Source organism: Mesorhizobium sp. M0802 (genome assembly GCF_040320115.1).
Lineage (GTDB): Bacteria > Pseudomonadota > Alphaproteobacteria > Rhizobiales > Rhizobiaceae > Mesorhizobium.
Genome location: NZ_JAMYOY010000051.1, coordinates 1 through 3,339, shown reverse-complemented (window position 1 = coordinate 3,339; position 3,339 = coordinate 1). Strand labels below are relative to the sequence as shown.

1 tRNA gene and 2 rRNA genes are annotated in these 3,339 nt (G+C 54.3%); all 3 read right to left on the bottom strand.

The annotated features are described in order from the left end of the window. Window positions 1-59 precede the first annotated feature (59 nt). Window positions 60-136: transfer RNA gene (locus tag NKI10_RS30770), tRNA-Met, on the bottom strand. 258 nt (window positions 137-394) lie between these two features. Then, window positions 395-509, bottom strand: a 5S ribosomal RNA gene (gene rrf, locus NKI10_RS30765). 201 nt (window positions 510-710) lie between these two features. After that, window positions 711-3,339, bottom strand: a 23S ribosomal RNA gene (locus NKI10_RS30760); the annotation flags it as partial.

The following is a 3,339-nucleotide window of genomic DNA, read 5'->3' as shown; positions in this document are numbered from 1 at the left end:
TCGCCATCGATCACGGTCCGAACGCAAAAAGCCCGCGTGAAGCGGGCTGTTTTTGATGTTGGTTGCGGGGACAGGATTTGAACCTGTGACCTTCAGGTTATGAGCCTGACGAGCTACCGGGCTGCTCCACCCCGCGTCACCTCCAGGGCAAGCTCTTGCTTGCTCCGGACTCTCCAGGGCAAGCTCTTGCCTGCTCCGGATCTGAAGCAAGCGTTTGCTTGCTTATCTGGACGTAAGCCTGGGCCTATGAACAGGATGGCTTACAGATAGGTATATGGCTGACCAAATGAAAGGGCCGCTTGCGCGGCCCGTGATCCCTTGGCGGGCCTTTTCGTAGAGAGAAGATTTCAGTTTCATCCGGTTTGCGGATGAGAGTTCAACGTGCGTTTTGCAGACCTGGCAGCGACCTACTCTCCCGCGTCTTGAGACGAAGTACCATCAGCGCTGGAGCGTTTCACGGCCGAGTTCGGAATGGGATCGGGTGCAGCCGCTCCGCCATAACCACCAGGTCGGCAAAACGCACGTTATATCGAGAAGCTGTTTTTTCGTGCCAAGGCGACGTTTGTGTTTTGCTTACGGGCGCAAGCCCGCAAGCGCGACTGCGCGTCGCCGGTTTTCCGGCGCCCTCGCGGAGCATAGGCCCTGTAAGGGCCGCTCATGCGTGAGCGCTGGTCAGATCATCGTGTTCACGATGAGCATAAGGAATGAGAACGATCAAGCCGATCGAACTATTAGTACCGGTAAGCTTCAAGCGTTGCCGCTCTTCCACACCCGGCCTATCAACGTGGTCGTCTTCCACGGTTCTCAGGGAATACTCGTTTTAAGGTGGGTTTCCCGCTTAGATGCCTTCAGCGGTTATCCCGTCCGGATATAGCTACCCTGCTATGCGGCTGGCGCCACAACAGGTCCACCAGAGATCCGTCCATCCCGGTCCTCTCGTACTAGGGACAGATCCTTTCAATATTCCTACACCCACGGCAGATAGGGACCGAACTGTCTCACGACGTTCTGAACCCAACTCACGTACCGCTTTAAATGGCGAACAGCCATACCCTTGGGACCTGCTCCAGCCCCAGGATGCGATGAGTCGACATCGAGGTGCCAAACAACCCCGTCGATATGGACTCTTGGGGGTCATCAGCCTGTTATCCCCGGCGTACCTTTTATCCGTTGAGCGATGGCCCTTCCACGCGGGACCACCGGATCACTATGACCGACTTTCGTCTCTGCTCGACTTGTCAGTCTCGCAGTCAGGCAGGCTTATGCCATTGCACTCAGCGAACGATTTCCGACCGTTCTGAGCCCACCATCGCGCGCCTCCGTTACTCTTTAGGAGGCGACCGCCCCAGTCAAACTACCCACCATACATTGTCCCGGACCCGGATAACGGGCCGCGGTTAGACATCCATAGTAATAAGGGTGGTATTTCAAGGGTGGCTCCACCTGAGCTGGCGCCCAGGTTTCAAAGCCTACCACCTATCCTACACATGCCACTACGAATGCCAATGTAAAGCTATAGTAAAGGTGCACGGGGTCTTTCCGTCTAACCGCAGGAACCCCGCATCTTCACGGGGAATTCAATTTCACTGAGTCTATGCTGGAGACAGCGGGGAAGTCGTTACGCCATTCGTGCAGGTCGGAACTTACCCGACAAGGAATTTCGCTACCTTAGGACCGTTATAGTTACGGCCGCCGTTTACTGGGGCTTCGATTCAGAGCTTGCACCCCTCCTCTTAACCTTCCAGCACCGGGCAGGCGTCAGACCCTATACGTCGTCTTGCGACTTCGCAGAGCCCTGTGTTTTTGATAAACAGTCGCTACCCCCTGGTCTGTGCCACCCTCCTCTACTTGCGTAGAAAAGGGTCACGCTTCTTCCGAAGTTACGCGTGCAATTTGCCGAGTTCCTTCAGCATAGTTCTCTCAAGCGCCTTGGTATACTCTACCTGACCACCAGTGTCGGTTTCGGGTACGGTTTATAAGGAGGAGCTATTTCCTGGAACCGCTCCGCTGCCCGTTCAATCCGATAAGATTGGACAACTTGTGCGATCCGTCACTACCTCCAAGCCCACGAATATTAACGTGGTTCCCATCGACTACGCGTTTCCGCCTCGTCTTAGGGGCCGGCTAACCCTGCTCAGATTAGCTTTAAGCAGGAACCCTTGGTCTTTCGGCGGGGGAGTCTCTCACTCCCCTTACGTTACTCATGTCAGCATTCGCACTTCTGATACCTCCACCACCCCTCACGGGTACGGCTTCGTCAGCTTACAGAACGCTCCGCTACCGCTTGGCCCTTGCGGACCAAACCCTAAGCTTCGGTGTATGGCTTTAGCCCCGTTACATTTTCGGCGCAAAGACCCTTATTTAGACCAGTGAGCTGTTACGCTTTCTTTAAATGATGGCTGCTTCTAAGCCAACATCCTGGTTGTTTTGGGATCCTCACATCCTTTCCCACTTAGCCATAACTTGGGGACCTTAGCTGTAGGTCAGGGTTGTTTCCCTTTTCACGACGGACGTTAGCACCCGCCGTGTGTCTGCCGACTAGTACTCCCAGGTATTCGGAGTTTGGTTAGGTTTGGTAATCCGGTGAGGACCCCTAGCCCATCCAGTGCTCTACCCCCTGGGGTATTCGGTCGACGCTCTACCTAAATAGATTTCGCGGAGAACCAGCTATTTCCGAGTTTGATTGGCCTTTCACCCCTAGCCACAAGTCATCCCGAACTATTGCAACAGTTATGGGTTCGGTCCTCCAGTAAGTGTTACCTTACCTTCAACCTGCTCATGGCTAGATCACTCGGTTTCGGGTCTAATGCGACGAACTGAACGCCCTGTTCAGACTCGCTTTCGCTGCGCCTACACCTAGCGGTTTAAGCTTGCTCGTCACACTAAGTCGCTGACCCATTATACAAAAGGTACGTGGTGACCCTTGCGGGCTCCCACTGTTTGTAGGCAATCGGTTTCAGGTACTCTTTCACTCCCCTTGTCGGGGTGCTTTTCACCTTTCCCTCACGGTACTAGTTCGCTATCGGTCATGCACGAGTACTTAGGCTTGGAAGGTGGTCCTCCCAATTTCAGACAGGATTTCACGTGTCCCGCCTTACTCGAGGACGATTGATTGCATTACGCGTACGGGGCTGTCACCCACTATGGCCCTACTTTCCAGAAGGTTCCGCTTGTCTCTCAATCGCCACTGGCCTGGTCCGGGTTCGCTCGCCACTACTTCCGGAGTCTCGGTTGATGTCCTTTCCTACGGGTACTTAGATGTTTCAGTTCCCCGCGTTCGCCACTTTATCCCTATGTATTCAGGATAAGTTACCTATTATCGATACTTGGAAACCACAG